Origin of the sequence: Martelella lutilitoris (assembly GCF_016598595.1) — a bacterium.
GTDB lineage: Bacteria > Pseudomonadota > Alphaproteobacteria > Rhizobiales > Rhizobiaceae > Martelella > Martelella lutilitoris_A.
This window is the reverse complement of sequence record NZ_CP066786.1, coordinates 4006929-4023893: the sequence shown is the minus strand read 5'-3', so window position 1 is coordinate 4023893 and position 16965 is coordinate 4006929. Positions and strand designations below refer to the sequence as shown.

The window sequence follows — 16965 nt, the reverse complement described above, 5'->3', positions numbered from 1 at the left end:
CGATGGCTGAGGGCGAAGCAGCGGAACGCCAGCGCGTCGACAAATGGCTGTTCTTCGCGCGCATCGTCAAGTCGCGGTCACTGGCGCAGAAGCTGGTCCGCGACGGCCATGTGAAGCTCAATGGCGCGCGCATCGTCCGCCCCAGCGTCGACGTGGCGGTTGGCGACAGGCTGGTGGTGGTCCTTGAGCGACGGGACGTGCATCTCGTCGTGCGCGCGCCCGGTCATCGGCGCGGTCCTTTTTCGGAAGCGCAGGAACTCTACCGGGATGTGAGCCCGCCGCCGGCAGCGCGCGAGAAGCTTTCGGCGTTCGAGCAGGCGCAGCGCGTGCCGGGTGCCGGGCGTCCGTCCAAGAAGGAGCGCCGTTCACTGATGCGGCTGCGCGGCGAGGAGTAGAGTTTTCCTTCGCCTTTGGAAACTTCTACCCGAAGCAGCCCCGTTTGTGGAATGAAATCACCTTGCGGCATGCGCGGAAAGCCGTTACCTCACGGTTCGATTGCTAGCCGGCGCTGCCGGTGGCCCGCCGGCCTGAAACTGATCTCTGGAGCCTTTCATGACCTATGTCGTGACCGATAACTGCATCAAGTGCAAATATACCGACTGCGTTGAAGTCTGTCCGGTGGACTGTTTCTATGAGGGCGAGAACTTTCTGGTTATCCATCCGGACGAATGCATCGATTGCGGCGTTTGCGAGCCGGAATGCCCGGCCGAGGCAATCAAGCCGGATACCGAACCGGGCCTTGACCAGTGGCTGAAGCTCAACGCCGAATATGCCGAAACCTGGCCGAATATCACCATCAAGAAGGAGCCGCTGCCCGACGCCGAGGCCATGGACGGCGTCGAAAACAAGTTCGAGCAGTTCTTCTCTGACAAGCCGGGCGCCGGCGACTGAGAGTGGCCCGCTGCCGGCGCGGCGCGGCCCCCGGCCTTGCCAAGATTTTTGAGCGCGCGCGCAATTTGGGGCTTGGCGAAGCTGCACAATTCGGTTAGGTCTCGGCCAAGCTTCCCTCTCGCCGGCGACGTCTTGTCGCGGGTGCATGGCTCATTGATTTCTGCTGCTTAACGTGCTATATACTGGTCACTGACCCAGAAAACGGCATTTTTGCCTTATAGCCCAAGAAAGCAATCAACCCTAGCGTCGACAAAATCATTCGAACTGCGGATGCCTTTCGAAACAAGGAATTCGTCGCGCTTTTCGTTGTCCGTTTGATGGTTACAGTGGGTGCGACCCTCCAATCCGTCCCACCCGCCGGATCATGCATGTCCGGGACCGGCGCCCGCCGGATGCGTAACAGGGAGTTTTTAAAAGCCTATGACAGTACAACAGAAAAAGTCTGCCGGCCGCCATGGTTTCAAGACCGGTGAGTCCATCGTCTACCCCGCTCACGGCGTTGGCACGATCAACGCGATCGAGGAGCAGGAAGTGGCCGGCATGAAGCTCGAGCTTTTTGTCATCGATTTCGACAAGGACAAGATGCGCCTGAAGGTGCCGGTTGCCAAGGCCATGAGCATCGGCATGCGCAAGCTGTCGGAGACCGATTTCGTCGAGCGCGCTTTGAAAGTTGTGCAGGGCAAGGCCCGCGTGAAGCGCACCATGTGGTCGCGCCGCGCCCAGGAATATGACGCCAAGATCAATTCCGGCGATCTGATCTCGATTGCGGAGGTCGTTCGTGATCTCTTCCGCGCCGATACCCAGCCCGAGCAGTCCTATTCCGAGCGCCAGCTTTACGAGGCGGCGCTTGACCGCATGGCGCGCGAGATCGCCGCCGTCAACAAGCTCTCGGAAACCGAGGCCGTCCGTCTCATCGAGTCCCACCTTGCCAAGGGTCCCAAGCGCGGCAAGGGTGCGGACGAAGAGGACGACGCGCGCGAAGAGGCCGCCTGAGGTCTTTCCGAACAGGCCTTGAACGAATGAGAAAAAATCCGGCCCCGGTGGCCGGATTTTTTGCGTTTTGGCCGCCTTTCACGTTTTTGTGCACGAAAACCTGCCGCCGGCGGTGAACCAAATGGCCGCCCGGCGCGTTTGCATGGTTGAGGAGTGCTGGGGCGGTTGCGGTTCTGACCGGGCCACCCGGTGCTCATGGCCTTGATCGTCTTGCCTTTTCGGGAGTGATGCCATGAATGTCGACGTACAGGATCACCGCATAGCCAGCGCAGCAATGGCCGCGCCCTATCTGACCCGCGAACAGGAAACGGAACTGGCGGCGCGGTGGCGCGGCAGCGACGACAGCAACGCCCGAAACGATATCGCCATGGCGCATCTCAGGCTGGTGGTCGCCATGGCCGGCAAGTTTCGCGGCTTCGGCCTTCCCAAGTCCGATCTGGTCCAGGAAGGCTATGTCGGCCTTCTTGAGGCGGCGGCCCGGTTCGATCACGAGCGCGGCGTCCGCTTCTCGACCTATGCCAGCTGGTGGGTGCGCGCCTCGATGCAGGATTATGTGCTGCGCAACTGGTCGATCGTACGCGGCGGCACGAGTTCCAGCCAGAAGGCGCTGTTTTTCAAACTGCGTCAACTGCGCGCCAAGATTGCCGCACGCGACCGCGGGACGAGTTCCCAGTCGATCTATGAGGAAATCGCCAAGAGCCTCGGCGTTCCGGTCTCGGATGTCCAGGTGATGGATGCGCGGCTTTCCGGCAACGACGCCTCGCTGCAGGCCCCGGTCGGCGGCGAGGGCGAGGAGGGCACCGAACGCATCGATCTTCTGGTCTGCGACCAGCCGCTGCCGGAGGAGCAGGTCTCCGGCATGATCGACGGCGAGCGCCTGAGCGCCAGGCTGAAGCGCGCGCTCTCCAAGCTGTCGCCGCGCGAAAACCGGGTGATCCGCGCCCGCAAGCTCGCCGAAGACGGCGCGACGCTCGCCGAACTCGGCGCCGAACTCGGCATCTCCAAGGAACGGGTGCGCCAGATTGAAACGCGCGCGCTGGAGAAGTTGAAATCGGCGATGACCGCCGATAGCGGCATGATCGCCGTTACGGCCTGAGATTTTCGCGCCTATTGCGAAACGATCTTCACGTCCTGGCCGACCGAAAGGGTTGCGCCGGGGCCAAGCGCGTTCAGAACCCTGAAGAGCGCCAGCTTGCGGCTTGTCCCCATCATCTTGGCCGAGAGGCTCGCCATCGTATCGCCGGGCTGAACCTTGACGATCCGGATTCTGAGCGGCTTCAGGGCGGCAAGCTCCTGCGGCGACATCTTGTGGAAGGACGCGCGGACCGCGCCGGCAATGTCCTCCAGATAGCCGCTGCCGCGCGGCGCCGCCGTCAGCAGCCTGTAAATCTCGTTGCCGTCGCGGATCACCGTCACGTCGAAGGACCAGTCGCCGGCGACCGCGTGGGCCGTCGCAGCCGGCATGCCGTTGACGCTCGTGGTCTCGACCGAGCCGGGCACGAGGCCGGTCACCCAGCCGCTCTGGATATAGTCCTGAAGGTCGCGGCGGCCCTTGGCCTTCACCCCGTCGAAACGGATCGCCACATCATTGGGGCCGGTCGCCACCACGGCATTGGCCTTGTCGGTCATGGAAAAGCCGGGGGGAACCTCAAAGGCGATCTGAAGCTTCGGATGATAGAAGTTGCGATCTCGGATATACCCCTCGTCGGCATTGCTGCCATAGAGCAGGCCATTGATCCCGTTCAGGAAATAGTCATGCCCGACCTCCTTTGCGCCGACATTGGCGTAGAGGGCGGCCTGCTCGTCGGCAAGCTGCACGCGGCGCGGCGTATTGGGGTGGCTTGAGAGAAAGTCGAGGCTCGCATCCTCGGCGCCGGCGGATTCATACTGGGCAAAGGCGGCCATGGAGCGCAGGAACCGCGCGGCAGCCGTCGGGTCGTAACCGGCTTCGGCCAGCATGCGGATGCCGATCGCGTCGGCCTCAAGCTCCTGCTGGCGCGAGAAGGCGGCAAGCCGCATTTTGCCGCGGGCGGCAATCTGCTCCACCGCGGGCGTATCGGGCAGAACCTCGGCGATCACTTCGTTGGAAATGGCCTCGGCCTCTTCGCGGCGCTGGCGCTCGATGCCGTGATTGGCGGTCACATGCGCCATTTCGTGCGACAGCACGGCAGCGATCTCCGAGGCGTCATTGGCAAGCGCCAGAAGACCCCGGGTGACGTAGAGATAGCCGCCGGGCAGCGCAAATGCGTTGATGCTCGGCGAATTGAGGATGGTGATGCGGTATGTCTGCTGCGGATTTTCCGAGACCGCCGTCAGCGCGCCGGCAATACGGGCGACAAGCCGTTCGACCTGGGGATCGCGGTACTGCCCGCCATAGGTCTCCAGGATGCGCGGATGCTCGCGCGCGCCCATGGCGGCATTGGGATCGTTGCGGGTCAGCGCCTCGACGGTCTGCTCGTTGCCGCCCGTGTCCGGCACGATGAAATAGGTGTCGGTCGTCGTGCAGGCGGAGAGCGCAAGCATGGCGGCAAGGGCAAGCGCGGCACGATGCCTGCCGGTCCGGCGGCGGTCCGTCTGCAGGCGGCCAGGATTATTGTTCATGCTTGTTGCGCCTGTCAAAACGCGACCCTTGTCCGGTATTTTTGTGACGGCCGTCAAGCCGCTTCTCCACAATCATATTTGGCGTTCGCGGCCGCAAGGGTCAATAGCGCATCGAAATCGCCTCATTCTCGATGACAAGGCGGTGATCGGCGATCTCTTCGACCTCGCCGGGCTCGTGCGAGACGATCATCACGGTATTGCCGGTTTCCGCGTGCAGTTCAAGCAGGAGCGCGCCCATTTCCCCGCGCATCTCCGGGTCGAGCGCGGCAAAGGGCTCGTCGAGCAGAAGAACCGGGCGATTGCGCACCAGCGCGCGGGCAAAGGCGGCGCGCTGGCGCTCCCCGCCGGAAAGCGAGGCGGGCATGCGGCGTTCAAAGCCTTCAAGGCCGACGCGGGCAAGGGCATGACTGATCTTTTGCCTGTCGTTTCGATCAAGCCTGAGGCGCGCATTCAGCCCAAGGCCGGTATTGGTGAAGATATCGAGATGGGCAAAGAGATTGTTTTCCTGAAACACGACCGTGACCGGACGCTTTGCCACATGCAGGCCATTCATCGCCGCGCCGCCGATGATGACGCGCCCGCTGTCGGGTTCTTCAAAGCCGGCGATCAGGTTCAAAAGCGTGGTCTTGCCGGAGCCGGAGCGGCCGGTCACCGCCGTCACCCGCCCGCCGGCGATTTCGCCGCTGAAGCGGAAATTCTTGTCGCCGAGGGCAAGAGCCGCGGAGTCCAGAACGATTGAGGGAGATTGCGTCACGTCTGTCCTCTTCCAGCGTTTCGGGGCGCGCGCGTGCCGGCGATCATCAGCACGAGGCAAAGCGCGCCCAGGATCAGCGCCAGCCCGTTGGCATCGTCGGTACGATAACTGCCGAGCCGGCTGTAGAGCAGCCAGGGCAGGGTGGTCAGCTGATCGCCGCCGAAAAGGGCAACCGCGCCCAGATCGCCGAGCGACAGCGCCATGGCAAAGGCCAGTGCCGTCAGCACGGGTCTCCTCAGACCCGGCCAGTCAACGATCCGCAAGCGGGCAAGGCCGGAAAGCCCGAGGCTTGCGGCAAGTCGGGCGGTGCGGGACCGATGGACGGCGAAGGCCGGCTGCAGCACGCGCAGCACGAAGGGCAGCGCCATCAGCGCGTTGATCGCGGCGACGATTGCCGGCGCTGCCGTATCGGTGAGGCCGAAGGGGCGCAATAGCAGAAACCAGCCGGTGCCCAGCACGATCGGCGGCACCAGAAGCACAAGCGAGCCCATGGCCGACATGGCGCCGGCGCTGCCGCGATAAAAGGGTTCGGGTGCCCTCAAGGTCCGGATCGCTCCGATGGCGGCAATAAAGGAAAGCGCCACGGCAAGCGCGGCCAGCGCCGCCGACAGGGCAATGGCGAGGCTGGTCGCCGTCGCTCTGAGGAAGACGGGTTCGACGAGCAAACCGATCAGATCGGCGCCCGCGCCCTTTACCACGATGACGGCGAGCGGCAGGATAAGCCAAAGCGTGAAAAGCGCGATCAGCGCGAAATCGAAGCCGCGCGACAGCCGATGGTCCGCATCGGGGCGGCGGCCGGCCTCGCTGCTGGCGCTTGTTCCCGGATCGCCCGCCCGCGGCAGGAAGGCAAGTGCAGCAAGGACCAGCGCTGTCAGCACGATCTGCAGGCCGGAAAGAGCGACGGCGCGGGCGGGATTGAAATCAAACCGCAGCGCCTGGTAGATCGCGACCTCGATCGTGGTCGCCGCCGGCCCGCCGCCAAGGATCAGCACCAGCGTGAACGAGGTGGCGCAGAGCATGAAGATAAGGCCGGCCACGCCCGCGATCAGCGGCGCGATCACCGGCCATTCGATCAGGCGGAACACGCTGCGCTGCGGCATGGCGAGCATCGCTGCCGTCTTGAAATATTCCTGCGGCACGCGTTCAAGCCCCGCCAGAATGAGGCGGGCGGCAAGCGGCAGGTTGAAATAGACATGGGCGATCAGAATGCCCTGCAGGCCATAGATCTGCAGCGGGCGACCGAGCGCGGCCAGATCCAGCATATCGTTGAACAGGCCCTGTCGTCCCCAGATGCCGATAATGCCGAGCGCCCCGATCAGCACCGGAAGCCCGAGCGGCACGGCCATGAGCCGGACGATCCAGATGCGACCGGGAAACTGCGGACGCCTTGCCATGGCAAGCGCTACGGGGATGGCCAGAGCGACGGAGATCAGCGTTGACAGGCAAGCCTGATAGAGCGTGAAGCGCAGGATGCGCCAGACATAGGGCTCGTTGAGGACCGCCGCCGCATCGGCAAGCCGTCCGAAACCGGCAAGCGACGCGACTGCCACGGCGATGAAGCCGAGGACGGCGAGAAGGGCGACAAGGCCGGCGGAAAGGCTGCGGCGGAACTCCGCCCCTGTCAGATACACGGTTACGGTCCCGTCACCGCGCGCTCATGGCGTTCAGCCACTCATCGATCCAGGCCTGACGGTTTTCGGCCACCACGTCGGGGGCGAACTGCAGGGTCTTGTCCGGCATGACCGCGTTCTGGAATGCCGCGGGCAGGGGGTCGGATGTCTGCGCCACGGGCATCATCCAGTTATGCGTCGGGATCGCGTCCTGAAAGCCGGGCGTCAGGACAAATTCGAGGAAGGACTTTGCCAGCGCCGGGTCCTCGGCCATCTCCGTCATGCCAGCGACCTCGATCTGGACATAGAGCCCGTCTTCGATATCGGCCGCCTTGTAGCGGTCGGTCTCCTCGGCAATCTGGTGATAGGCGGGCGAGGTGGTGTAGGACAGCACCATCGGCGCCTCGCCGCTGGTGAAGAGACCGTAGGCCTCGGACCAGCCGGGCGCGACCGTCAGAATGCGCTTTGAAAGCGTCTCCCACTTCGCCGCCGCCTCGTCGCCGTAGACTGCCTTCATCCACAACAGCATGCCAAGCCCCGGTGTGGAGGTGCGCGGATCCTCGATGACGATTTTTTCGTCGCTCGGTCCATTGACGAGGTCATCGAGCGTTGTCGGCGGGGTTTCGATACTCTCGCTGTCGTAAACGATGTCGAAATAGCCGTAGTCGAAGGGCACGAAAATATCGTCGTCAAAGCCGCCGGGAATGGCGAGGTTTTCGGTCGAGACCCCGGATGCGGCAAAAAGTCCCGTCTCCTTCGCCTCGTGGATCAGGTTGTTGTCGAGGCCGAGCACGATATCGGCCGGGCTCGTGCGGCCCTCGAGCTTCAGCCGGTTCAACAGCGCGACGCCGTCTTCCGCGCCGACGAATTTGACGGTGCAGCCGCATTGGGCCTCGAAGGCGTCCTTTACCAGCGGCCCCGGGCCCCATTCCGTGTTGAAGCTTTCATAGGTATAGACGGTCAGCACCTTGCCATCCTGGGCATGGGCGCTGCCGGCTGCACCGAATGCCAGTGCCGCAATCGCGATTTTCATATGGTGGGCTGACATGACGCCTCCTTCGTGCTGTCGCAATCAATAAGGGAAAAGGGCGTCTTCTGGTTCACGCGTCTAATCCCTCCGCCGGTCTTAACCGGATCAGGTTCCTCGGGTTGGTCTTCGTACCTCTCAGCGGTTGACGCTAGGATCAGCGTTCCGCACCCCGTTAGAGCTTTCCGACACCTATCGCGGCCGGGCCGCGAATTCAAGGGCTCCGGCCTATTTGAAATAGTCGGCGAAAGTGACTAGGTATGGGGCACATCCGGATTTCCGGATGTGCCCGCCAGTCGTCATGCAGGAAAGTGTGTCGGCTCAATCCTCTGCAGCGCGCGAGAATGACCTTGTACGCGCTTCAGGAAAGAGAAACGGCGCTACGGCGCGGGCCGGGCATTTGCCTGTCTTTCGCTGTCGCGCTCGGTGTTCAAGGAAGGAGCACACGAAATGGCAGAAGCAAAGAGCGGGGACACCGTTCGTATTCACTATACCGGAACGCTCAACGACGGTTCGACCTTCGATTCTTCGGAGGGTCGCCAGCCGCTGGAGTTCACGGTCGGCGCCGGCCAGATCATTCCCGGACTCGACCGCGAGATCGCCGGCATGACTGTCGGCGACAACCGGCAGGTTCAGGTTCCCTCCGACGAGGCCTATGGGCCGCATGATCCGCAGAAGGTTCAGGTCGTGCCGCGTTCGGCCATGCCGGCGGAGGTCGATGTGGCGCCCGGCATGCAGCTGCAGGCCCGCACGCCAGACGGCCAGACCGTGCCGCTGATCGTTACCAAGGTCGAGGAAGAGCAGGTCACCGTCGACGCCAACCATCCGCTCGCCGGACAGGATCTGAACTTTGCCATAGAGCTCGTCGAAATCGTGAAAGCCGCCTGATAAAAAAGGCGTTTTTCGGCAGCGCCGCCATCTTGACGCCGTCCTCCGGACGGTCGAAAATATTGCGGCGCGAAGAAGGCATATTGCCATGATCTTGCCATTCTTTGGTTGAATGGCTGCCTTATAAATGGGGCTGGAATGCAACGCGGCGTTCCAGCCCCTTTTGGTGCGCGCAAGAATGGGCCCTATCTGTTAACGCATGGAAACTTGCATTGGTTTTTTGCCTGGACGTGGAACCGAACCGGCGCTCCGCCGTTACGGACTCGTCCGCGCGTGCCGCGAAGGCAATTTCCGCGCTGTTTCGGGACAAGGGCAGACCTTTCCAAAGAAGACGTTTCGGCGCTGGATTTGGTGCCATGCAACATTGCGGAAGCTTCTTTTTCAACCGACGGGAATTTGAATGAAGAGACGTTTTTTTCTGGCGCAAACGGCGGTCGGCGCGCTGGCTTTTTCCGGCTTTGCAGGGCGCGCAATCGGGCAGGACGCAGCCGTCGAACCCGCCAAGGTGCCGGACCAGAACGACGCCGTGCAGGCGGAGGCGCCGTCGCCGGACGCCTTTACCTTCGATACGCTGACGGCCCGAATGAAGGCGCGCGCCGCCAAACCGTATCAGGAACCGGCACAGAATGTCCCCGCGCCGTTCGAATCGCTCCATTACGATGACTATCGCGCGGTCCGCTACGATCCGAACAAGGCTATATGGCGGGACCAGTCGGATTTCCAGCTGCAGGCTTTTTCGCTCGGCTGGTTGTTCAAGACACCGGTCGAGATCTACGAGGTTGCCAACGGCAAGGCTGAGAAACTGGTGTTCTCGGCCAGTGACTTCATTTTTCGCGCGCCGCTTGACGCCGAGCAGTTCAAGGATGTCGAACTGCCCGGCGTTGCCGGTTTCCGCATCAACTATCCGCTGAACCGGTCCGATGTTTCCGACGAACTGATCTCCTTCCTCGGCTCATCCTATTTTCGCGCGCTCGGCCAGGGCAATCTCTACGGGCTTTCGGCGCGCGGGCTGGCAATCAACACCGCGACGAACGAGGGCGAGGAGTTTCCGCGGTTCTCCGCCTTCTACATCGTCCGGCCGGCAGCCGAGGGCGAGAAGATCATAGTTTTTGCCGAACTCGACGGTCCGAGCGTGGCCGGGGCCTACCGGTTCGTGATCACGCCCGGCAAGAACACGCGCATGGATGTGACGGCGCGGCTGTTTTTCCGGAACGATATCGCCCGTCTCGGCGTTGCTCCCATGACGTCGATGTTCCTGTTCGGGCCGGCCAACCACCACGCTTTCGATGACTATCGCGAGCGGGTCCACGACAGCGAGGGTCTGAAGATCGTGCGGGCGGACGGAACCGAGCTGTGGCGCAACCTGCAGAACGCGAAGAAGCTCGCCAATTCCTTCTTCGCCGAGACCGATCCGCGCGCCTTCGGCCTTTACCAGCGCCATCGCGATTTCGAGGACTACCAGGATGCCGAAGCCCATTACGAGCGTCGGCCGTCGCTGTTGGTCGAGCCGCTCGGCAACTGGGGCAAGGGGTCGATCTCGCTGGTCGAGATCCCGACCGACAAGGAGGTGAACGACAATATCGTGGCCTTCTGGCAACCGGAGGCGCCCGCCAAGGCTGGCGGTTCGGCCGAATATTCCTATCGCCTGACCTGGGGCGCGATCGAGGAGGACCGCGCGCGGATTGCGCGCGTGGTCGACATCCGAAGCGGCGAAGGCGGCGTATCAGGAACGGAAGCCGATGAGGACGTCCGCAAGCTGGTGGTCGATTTCGCCGGCGGCGCGCTCGATGATCTCGGCGGCGGGTCGGAACTTCAGGAGCGCCTGCACATTACCAATGGCGAGATCGTTCATTCGACGGTTTCGGCGATCAGGGGCGAAGGCGTCTGGCGGCTTGCCATCGATGTTCGCCCGGCCGGCGAGGCGCCGGTGGAACTGGTTGGAGCGCTTTCCGACGGCAGCCGCGATCTGAGTGAAATATGGCTTTATCAATGGAGAAGAGGCGATGACCAGCCAGACTGACGGAAACAAGGATATGACCCGGTTTCTCCCCGAAACGGCCCCGCTGCCGATGCCCGACCAGATGATCGAGCGTCCGCGCCGAAAGGGACTGGTGGCGATCCTGCTGTCGCCGGTTCTTGTCTGGCAGCGCCCGCGCGCGGCGCGATCGTTTTCGAAGGGATAAGGACGGAACGAAAAGGCCAGCACGGGTTTCCGGTGCCGGCGTCAATGCGAGGATGAGCGATGCTGGCTCTCAGGCGAACCATTTCCATTCTGTTTGCGGCTTTCGTGGCGGCGATCGCCTCGCGGCTGGCGATGGACGTGTTCTTCGCCGATGGCACCGACTGGGTGGACTTCGTCAGGATCGCGCTTTGCGCCGCCACGGCCGCCTGGATCGCCTGGGGCGCGTCCCTCGCGCTTGGCGGGCTTTTCGGCGCGCCGATGAGGACGCCGCAGCGCGCAACGCTGTCGGAGGGCGGGCATGCCGCCCGCACGGCCATCCTGATTCCGGTCTATAACGAGGATCCGCGCGCGACCTTTTCCTCCGCCGCCGCCATGGCCGAGAGCCTTCAGACGACCGGACACGCAGATCTTTTCGACATAGCCATCCTGTCTGACACCCGTGACCCCAGGATCGCGGCCGAAGAGGAGGCATGGTTTCTGAGGCTTCATGCGGAGGTCGCTCCGCCCGTTCAGGTCTTCTATCGCCGCCGCACCGATAATTCCGGCAAGAAGGCCGGCAATATCGGCGATTTCGTTCGCCGCCACGGCGCCCGCTACCCCTATATGCTGATCCTGGATGCCGACAGCCTGATGGAAGGCGAGACGATCGTCGAGATGCTGCGCCGCATGGAAGCCGAGCCGAGGCTCGGCCTGCTGCAGTCCCTGCCGAAGATCGTCGCCGCACGCTCATGGTTCGCCCGCGCGCTGCAGTTTTCGGCCGGCCTGTTCTCGCCGATTTTCACGCGCGGTCTCGCGCGCATGCAGGGCCATGAAGGCCCGTTCTGGGGCCATAATGCAATGGTGCGCACGCAAGCCTTTGCCGAAAGCTGCGGCCTGCCGGCGCTGACCGGCGCGCCGCCCTTCGGCGGGCACATCCTCAGCCATGATTATGTCGAGGCGGCGCTTCTGGCGCGCAAGGGCTGGATCGTCCGCGTGGATGCCGATCTGGAGGGCTCTTTCGAGGAGGGGCCGCAGAATGTCATCGACTATGCCAAGCGTGATCGTCGCTGGTGCCAGGGTAATCTCCAGCACATCCGCCTCATCCACGCGCCTGGGCTGAAGGGCTGGAACCGTTTCACCTTCGTGCAGGGCGTGATGGCCTATGTCAGTTCGCCCCTGTGGATGGCTTTCATTGCCGCCTCGATCGTCGCGCCGCTCTTCGCCCCGCCGCCGGAATACTTCCCAAGCCCCTATCTGCCGGCGATCTTCCCGCGTGCGGAGACCGCGCTTGCCGTGACGCTGCTCGTCGGCGTCGGCGGCCTGCTGATCGGCCCGAAACTGCTGATCGCACTGCGCTCCGGCGTCACCGGCGAGGCGCGCCGCTTCGGCGGCTTCATCGCCGTATTCGCCTCGACGCTTGCGGAAATCATCTGGTCGTCGATCCTGGCGCCGATCACGCTGATGTACCAGTCGCGCTCGGTCATGCAGATCATCTTCGGCATGGACGGCGGCTGGCCGTCTTCGGATCGTGAAGGCCACACGATCGGTTATCGGGAAGCCTTCAAGGCGAGCTGGTGGATCGTCCTGACCGGCATCGTCATGCTGACGGGTGCCTTCGTGCTCGCGCCTGCACTGTTCTGGTGGCTGACGCCGATCGCCGTGCCGCAGATGCTTTCGCCGCTGCTGATCGCGGCCAGTTCCTCGCCGGCGAGCGGCCGCCTTGCCGCGCGTTGCGGCCTGCTTCTGACGCCCGAGGAACGCGTGCGTCCGGCGGTCATGCTTCTGCGCGATGCGGTGCTCGCACGCTGGCGCCTCCCGACTGCCGGCGACGATGCGGCGCACGAGGCTCTTGCGGGCGAACCGCAGACGGGCAAGGCCGAACCCGCCTATTCGGCCGTTCAGGGATAGCGGATGTGAAAGAGGGAGGAGCGCAAGCCTTCGTGCGGGTGCCATCGGAGAGGAGCCGACGCGATCCGCGCCTCGACGTATTGAGAGGCCTGGCCCTGATCATGATCTTCATCGATCATGTGCCGGAGAACCTGTATTCGTTCTACACCATCCGCATGATCGGCTTTTCCGATGCGGCCGAGGCCTTCGTGCTGATCTCCGGCATCTCGGCCGGGCTTGCCTACAGCCACCGTTTTGCCGGCGCGATGATGAGCACTGCCAGAGTGATCTGGAGGCGGGCGTTGACGATCTACGGCGCGCATGTGCTGTCCACCCTGCTCGCCCTCTTGATGACGGTGCCGGCCGTCTTTGCCTTCGGCCTCTTCGAGTTCGGCGCGACAAACGGTGTCGACTGGGCCTGGCGTGAGCCTTTCGCGACCGCAATCGGCATCTTCACGCTCTCCTATCAGGTCAGCTATTTCAACATCCTGCCGCTCTATGTGGTGCTGTTTGCCGCAGTGCCGGGATTACTGTGGCTCGGGCGCAGAAGCGTCCTGCCGATGCTCGCCGTCAGCGCCGCGATCTGGCTTGCAGGGCGCTGGAGCGGGCTTAAAATGCCGGCCCATCCGGGCGACTGGGCCTGGTATTTCAATCCGTTCTGCTGGCTCTTCCTGTTTGCGATCGGCTTGGCTGTGGGCATAACGGCGCGTCGGGGCAAGGCGCTGGTGCCGTTTTCGCCCTTCCTTTACGCTGCGGCCGTTGCCTTCGTTCTCTTCGCGGCCTGGTGGCGGTTCACCGGCCATTACAGTTTTCCCTGGCCGGAGGGACTGACGCCGTCTGTCATCGCCGATACATCCAAGGAAACGCTCGGCCTGCCGCGCATCGCCCATATCCTGGCGCTCGCCTATATCGTCGTTTACCTGCCCGGCTTCCGCCGTTTTCTGGAAACGCCCGTGTTTCATCCGGTCAACATCATGGGACGGGCAAGCCTCGTCACCTTCGTGACGGGATCGTTGATCGCCTTCGCCCTGCAGATTTTCCGCACGGTTTATCCGACGGGGCTTCTTGAAGATACGCTGCTGCTCGCCGCGGGTCTCGTGATTCAGTATTGCGCCGCGCGCTACGCGCTGCAAAGGGCCGGCAGGCTTGTGCTGCCTGCCGCGCGGCCGGGGCAGGAACAGGTCCGGTCCATGGAAAATCTCACCGTCACGCCGCCGCGCAAGGCCAACCGGTAGCGCGCCGGTTCAGGCCGGCGACTTGACCGTGCCTGGTCCGTGGTGGGCTGCGCCGAGCGCGATCGGCTTCAGGCTCATCGCGGCGAGGAGGCCTGCAAAGGCGAGGCAGGCTGCGAAGGTGAAGATGGCGGAAAAGGTGTCGGCATAACCGGCAATGGCGGCCGCATGGGCGGCGCCCGTGAGATCGTGAATGGCGACCGGCGTAAGGTCGGCAAGCGGGCCTGCGCCCGGCACAGGCGGCGCCTGGCTGAGGCCCCGTGCAAGCAGCGCGCCATAGATGGAGATCGCCGTTGCCGCGCCGATCATGCGCGACAGCGTGACCGTACCGGTCGCAGCCCCGACATCGCCGCCGCGCGCCGCGTTCTGCACGCCGAGCACCGGCACCTGCTGGCCGAGGCCGACGCCGATGCCCTGAAGCCCCATGATGACGGCGACCGCATAAAGGGGCGCTTCACGGCTGTAGAGCGCCAGCAGCGTGAAACACAGCGTCGAGAGCGCAAGGCCCATGATCGCATAGGGCTTGTAGCGCCCGGTCATCGACATCAGCCGTCCGCTGCTGATCGACCCGATGACGATGCCCGAGGTGATCGGGATGAAGAACAGGCCTGCGGTCGTCGGCGACAGGCCGTAGACGGTTTGCAGATAGAGTGCGAGATAATTGACCATGCCGATGGCCACCGCTCCGCTCGCAATCGAGATGAAGATCAGCAGGGCAACGGTGGGATTTGCAAGAAGCGACAGCGGAATGATCGGCTCCGGCGCGCGCCGTTCGGCCAGCACGAAGGCGAGGCCGCAGAGGACGGCTACGCCGACGACGACAAGGCTCCGGGGTGCGATCAGCGAGCCGAAGATCTCGCTCGAATCGCTCCACAGGACGACGGCCGTGACCGCGACGGCCAGAAGGGCGGCGCCGGCGAAATCGATCCTCGGCTGTCTGTCCGGCTTGCGGTTGGGCAGGAGAAAGAACAGGCCGCAAAGGACGATGAGGGCGAGCGGCAGGTTGATGAGGAAGATCGACCGCCAGCCGAAGGCTGCCGTCATCGTGCCGCCGAGGAGTGGCCCGAGCGCGCCCGAGGTCATGATGACGAGGCTTGCATAGCTCTGGTATTTCGGCCGTTCGCGCGGCGAAAACAGATCGGCGTTGAGCGCGAAAATCGACACCATCAACCCGCCGCCGCCAAAACCCTGCAGCGCGCGCGCGGCAATCAGCGTGTTCATCGAGACAGCCAGACCGCAGGTCAGCGAGCCGAGGAGAAAGATGACGATTGCGGTCATCAGCACATATTTTCGCCCGATAAGGTCGCCAAGCTTGCCGTAAAGCGGCATCACGGCGCAGGAGGCGAGCAAATAGGCCGAGGCCACCCAGCCGAAGCGCTCGACCGCGCCGAATTCGCCGACAATCGTCGGCAGGGCGGTGGAGACGATCTGGTTGTCGAGCGTGGCCAGGAACATCGCCATCAGAAGGAACAGAAAGGCGACGATGCGCAGGCGGGGATGCTCGACCAGCGAAATGAAGGGCTGAGGCGGCGATGAGGCGTGGGTTGTCATTACGCGAATATGTGATAAACGCAAATATATGTCAATGGCATTGAATTGCCCTTGGCATGTTTCAACTCCTCAGGGAATCTGGTATAAAACAGGAATGACCAAGACGATGCCAGCAGCCAGTGAAGCCGAAGAAGAGGCCATGGAACGGATTTCGGGCGCGATGACCCGCAACCGCCTGATGACCCGGCGGCGCATTATCGGCCGCCTCGCGATTGCAAGGGTCGCGCCGGCGCTCGAGATTACCCATCTTGATGTGCTCGATGTCGTCTCCCGCGTCGAGGCGCCGGCAAAGGCCACGATCGGCGCGGTTGCCGAAGGCATGCGTATCGACCCTTCGCGCGCAAGCCGCATCGTCGCCGAGCTTGTTGCCCAGAACGTGCTGGAACGACGCGTCTGCCAGAGCGACGCACGCCGCTCGATCCTGGTGATCACGCCGAAGGGACGCAAGCTTCTCGAGGAGATCCACGCCGTCAAGCGTGGCCTCATCGAGCGCGTCACCGAAAGCTGGCCGGCGGAGGATATCGATGCCTTCTCCCGGCTCTACGACCGCTTCGTCGCGGGCGTCGAGGACTATGTCCGCGAACATGCGGGCGAAGACGAGCGTCATGCCGTCGATGAGCCGGGCGTCCGTTCGGTGGGCTGAAACCGGCGGTCGTTTCCTGGATTCTGCTTTTGTTTGGCCGTGACATTCGATATGGCCTTAGCCTATGAAAGCAGCAGAAACCTTCACCCTTCTTCTGGGCGGCGCGCTTGTCGTGGACTACCGCGTCAGACGGCTTGTCGATGGCAGCCGCGTCATCGCCGCCGATGGCGGTATGGTGCATGCCGAGGCGCTCGGCGTGTCCCCCGAAATCTGGGTCGGCGATTTCGATTCCACCGATGCGGCGCTCATCGAGCGGTTCCCGGATATCGAACGGAAGGGCTTTCCGCCGGCCAAGAACGCGACCGACGGGGCGATCGCGACCGACGAGGCGATTGCTCGGGGCGCGAAACGGATCATCATGGCCGGCGCGCTGCAGGGCGAACGCACCGACCACGGAATGATGAACATGCTGCTTGCCGTGAGGCTGGCGGAAGCAGGCTATGACATGGTGCTGACCTCCGGCGAGGAGGAAGCGCGGCCGCTTCTGACTGGCGCGAGCGAGATCGAGATGCCGGCCGGCGCTCTGTTTTCCGTGCTGGGCTTCTCCGATCTCCATGGCCTGTCGATCGAAAATGCCGTCTATCCGCTTGACGCGTTCGAGGCTCCCTTCGGCCTGCCGCGCACGGTGTCCAACAAGGCGGGCAATGGTGATGGTCCCGTCCGCTTCGGGTTGAAAAGCGGCCGCGGCATCGTCATTTTCCGCCCGCATGATTTTTCGGGAGTTTGA

At 63.5% G+C, this 16965-nt stretch carries 16 protein-coding genes and 1 riboswitch; of the genes, 11 read left to right on the top strand and 5 right to left on the bottom strand.

The window, feature by feature from the left end; all coding sequences use genetic code 11:
• Positions 1–2: 2 nt before the first annotated feature.
• From JET14_RS19025 to JET14_RS19010, 4 genes are all read left to right on the top strand, one after another.
• A complete protein-coding gene (locus tag JET14_RS19025; protein ID WP_200335610.1) occupies positions 3–395 on the top strand; it encodes an RNA-binding S4 domain-containing protein in 393 nt (130 codons plus the stop codon).
• A gap of 157 nt (positions 396–552) precedes the next feature.
• Entirely contained in the window at positions 553–891 is a 339-nt protein-coding gene (gene fdxA, locus JET14_RS19020; protein WP_200335608.1) for a ferredoxin FdxA, read from the top strand.
• Between the two features lie 420 nt (positions 892–1311).
• Positions 1312–1884 carry a CarD family transcriptional regulator gene (locus tag JET14_RS19015; protein WP_200335607.1) on the top strand — a complete coding sequence of 191 codons (573 nt, stop codon included), beginning with the start codon at positions 1312–1314 and terminating at the stop codon, positions 1882–1884.
• A gap of 232 nt (positions 1885–2116) precedes the next feature.
• Positions 2117–2980, top strand: a complete 864-nt coding sequence (locus tag JET14_RS19010; RefSeq protein ID WP_200335606.1) for an RNA polymerase factor sigma-32 — start codon at positions 2117–2119, stop codon at positions 2978–2980.
• Between the two features lie 11 nt (positions 2981–2991).
• Here JET14_RS19010 and JET14_RS19005 read toward each other — a convergent pair whose 3' ends face one another.
• The 4 genes from JET14_RS19005 to thiB all read right to left on the bottom strand — a co-directional run bounded on the left by JET14_RS19005 (position 2992) and on the right by thiB (position 7897).
• Positions 2992–4485, bottom strand: a complete 1494-nt coding sequence (locus tag JET14_RS19005; protein ID WP_200335605.1) for a M48 family metalloprotease — start codon at positions 4483–4485, stop codon at positions 2992–2994.
• Between the two features lie 100 nt (positions 4486–4585).
• On the bottom strand, positions 4586–5239 hold the full coding sequence (locus JET14_RS19000; RefSeq protein WP_200335598.1) for a thiamine ABC transporter ATP-binding protein: 654 nt from the start codon (positions 5237–5239) through the stop codon (positions 4586–4588).
• Positions 5236–6870, bottom strand: coding sequence for a thiamine/thiamine pyrophosphate ABC transporter permease (gene thiP / locus JET14_RS18995; protein ID WP_200335593.1), 1635 nt, complete (start codon positions 6868–6870; stop codon positions 5236–5238). Before thiP ends, JET14_RS19000 begins: the two co-directional genes overlap by 4 nt.
• A gap of 13 nt (positions 6871–6883) precedes the next feature.
• On the bottom strand, positions 6884–7897 hold the full coding sequence (gene thiB / locus JET14_RS18990; RefSeq protein WP_200335592.1) for a thiamine ABC transporter substrate binding subunit: 1014 nt from the start codon (positions 7895–7897) through the stop codon (positions 6884–6886).
• A 47-nt stretch (positions 7898–7944) separates the two neighbouring features.
• Positions 7945–8061, bottom strand: a riboswitch (TPP riboswitch).
• A gap of 265 nt (positions 8062–8326) precedes the next feature.
• On the opposite strand from thiB, the gene JET14_RS18985 reads away from it, so the two are divergent.
• From JET14_RS18985 to JET14_RS18965, 5 genes are all read left to right on the top strand, one after another.
• The gene (locus JET14_RS18985) at positions 8327–8764 is read left to right on the top strand and encodes an FKBP-type peptidyl-prolyl cis-trans isomerase (protein WP_024710009.1); all 438 of its coding nucleotides are present in this window, start codon (positions 8327–8329) and stop codon (positions 8762–8764) included.
• Between the two features lie 400 nt (positions 8765–9164).
• Positions 9165–10784, top strand: a complete 1620-nt coding sequence (locus JET14_RS18980; protein WP_200335591.1) for a glucan biosynthesis protein — start codon at positions 9165–9167, stop codon at positions 10782–10784.
• A 13-nt stretch (positions 10785–10797) separates the two neighbouring features.
• Positions 10798–10947: a hypothetical protein gene (locus JET14_RS18975; RefSeq protein ID WP_200335590.1), complete on the top strand. Its 150-nt coding sequence runs from the start codon at positions 10798–10800 to the stop codon at positions 10945–10947.
• 59 nt (positions 10948–11006) lie between these two features.
• Entirely contained in the window at positions 11007–12833 is a 1827-nt protein-coding gene (mdoH, locus tag JET14_RS18970; protein ID WP_200335589.1) for a glucans biosynthesis glucosyltransferase MdoH, read from the top strand.
• Between the two features lie 5 nt (positions 12834–12838).
• Positions 12839–14047: an OpgC family protein gene (locus JET14_RS18965; protein ID WP_200335588.1), complete on the top strand. Its 1209-nt coding sequence runs from the start codon at positions 12839–12841 to the stop codon at positions 14045–14047.
• 9 nt (positions 14048–14056) lie between these two features.
• Here JET14_RS18965 and JET14_RS18960 read toward each other — a convergent pair whose 3' ends face one another.
• Positions 14057–15595, bottom strand: a complete 1539-nt coding sequence (locus JET14_RS18960) for an MDR family MFS transporter (protein WP_200335587.1) — start codon at positions 15593–15595, stop codon at positions 14057–14059.
• A 94-nt stretch (positions 15596–15689) separates the two neighbouring features.
• Here JET14_RS18960 and JET14_RS18955 point away from each other — a divergent pair, with 94 nt between their 5' ends.
• Positions 15690–16238: a MarR family winged helix-turn-helix transcriptional regulator gene (locus JET14_RS18955; protein ID WP_200335585.1), complete on the top strand. Its 549-nt coding sequence runs from the start codon at positions 15690–15692 to the stop codon at positions 16236–16238.
• A 64-nt stretch (positions 16239–16302) separates the two neighbouring features.
• A complete protein-coding gene (locus JET14_RS18950; RefSeq protein ID WP_200335583.1) occupies positions 16303–16965 on the top strand; it encodes a thiamine diphosphokinase in 663 nt (220 codons plus the stop codon).

Bases quoted from the DNA above. Each gene is read 5' to 3' on its own strand.
- JET14_RS19025 (WP_200335610.1), top strand. From the start codon at position 3: ATGGCTGAGGGCGAAGCAGCGGAACGCCAGCGCGTCGACAAATGGCTG.
- fdxA (WP_200335608.1), top strand. From the start codon at position 553: ATGACCTATGTCGTGACCGATAACTGCATCAAGTGCAAATATACCGAC.
- JET14_RS19015 (WP_200335607.1), top strand. From the start codon at position 1,312: ATGACAGTACAACAGAAAAAGTCTGCCGGCCGCCATGGTTTCAAGACC.
- JET14_RS19010 (WP_200335606.1), top strand. From the start codon at position 2,117: ATGAATGTCGACGTACAGGATCACCGCATAGCCAGCGCAGCAATGGCC.
- JET14_RS19005 (WP_200335605.1), bottom strand. From the start codon at position 4,485: ATGAACAATAATCCTGGCCGCCTGCAGACGGACCGCCGCCGGACCGGC.
- thiB (WP_200335592.1), bottom strand. From the start codon at position 7,897: ATGTCAGCCCACCATATGAAAATCGCGATTGCGGCACTGGCATTCGGT.
- JET14_RS18985 (WP_024710009.1), top strand. From the start codon at position 8,327: ATGGCAGAAGCAAAGAGCGGGGACACCGTTCGTATTCACTATACCGGA.
- JET14_RS18980 (WP_200335591.1), top strand. From the start codon at position 9,165: ATGAAGAGACGTTTTTTTCTGGCGCAAACGGCGGTCGGCGCGCTGGCT.
- JET14_RS18975 (WP_200335590.1), top strand. From the start codon at position 10,798: ATGACCCGGTTTCTCCCCGAAACGGCCCCGCTGCCGATGCCCGACCAG.
- mdoH (WP_200335589.1), top strand. From the start codon at position 11,007: ATGCTGGCTCTCAGGCGAACCATTTCCATTCTGTTTGCGGCTTTCGTG.
- JET14_RS18960 (WP_200335587.1), bottom strand. From the start codon at position 15,595: ATGACAACCCACGCCTCATCGCCGCCTCAGCCCTTCATTTCGCTGGTC.
- JET14_RS18955 (WP_200335585.1), top strand. From the start codon at position 15,690: ATGACCAAGACGATGCCAGCAGCCAGTGAAGCCGAAGAAGAGGCCATG.
- JET14_RS18950 (WP_200335583.1), top strand. From the start codon at position 16,303: ATGAAAGCAGCAGAAACCTTCACCCTTCTTCTGGGCGGCGCGCTTGTC.